The 663-nt window shown below is 61.5% G+C and carries 1 pseudogene; it reads right to left on the bottom strand.

Annotated features, from left to right (window positions below):
• Positions 1 to 663, bottom strand: a pseudogene (locus tag GMA8713_RS27905) (hypothetical protein); the annotation flags it as partial.

The raw sequence follows: 663 nt of genomic DNA, 5'->3' as shown, positions 1-663 counted from the left end.
GGTCGGTCACGGTGACGGTATCGCCCACGGCAGTGCCTGCTCCCAGGGTCACGGTGATGTCTACCTGACCACTGAGCTCGGCATCATTGATGTAGCCGTCGTTGTTGGCATCTTCGGTAATGGTGACTACTGGTGCGCCAGGTGCCGTGCTGCCGTAATCCAGTACTGCGCTGTCGCTGCCTTGGGCCGTGTTGCCCGCCGGATCAGTCACGGTGGCGGTGATAGTAAGGGTAGTACCCGCTGCCGGCGCATTCAGTGTGAGGCTTAGACCGTTATCCAGCATGGCCTGGGTGACCGGGCCGCTGAACAGGGTGGTGCCATCCTGATCGGTGACGGTGACGGTATCGCCCACGGCAGTGCCGGCCCCCAGGGTCACGGTAATGTCTATCTGGCCATTAAGTTCGGCGTCATTAATGTAGCCGTCGTTGTCGGCGTCTTCGGTAATCACCACGCTCGGTGCCGCCGGGGCACCGCTGCCTGAGCCGTAATCCAGGGTGGCATTGTCTGAGCCCTCGGCAGTGTTGCCCGATGGCGTGGTGACGGTGGCCGTGACCACCAGATTGGTGCCGGTGGCAGGCGGATCTATGCTCAGATCCAGACCATTATCCAGCATGTCCTGAGTCACGGTGCCGGAGAAGATGACGTTGCCATCCTGGTCGGTCA

The organism is Grimontia marina, assembly GCF_900060185.1.
Lineage (GTDB): Bacteria > Pseudomonadota > Gammaproteobacteria > Enterobacterales > Vibrionaceae > Enterovibrio > Enterovibrio marinus.
Note: the sequence above shows the minus strand (reverse complement) of the source record. Positions and strands in the feature narration are given on the sequence as shown.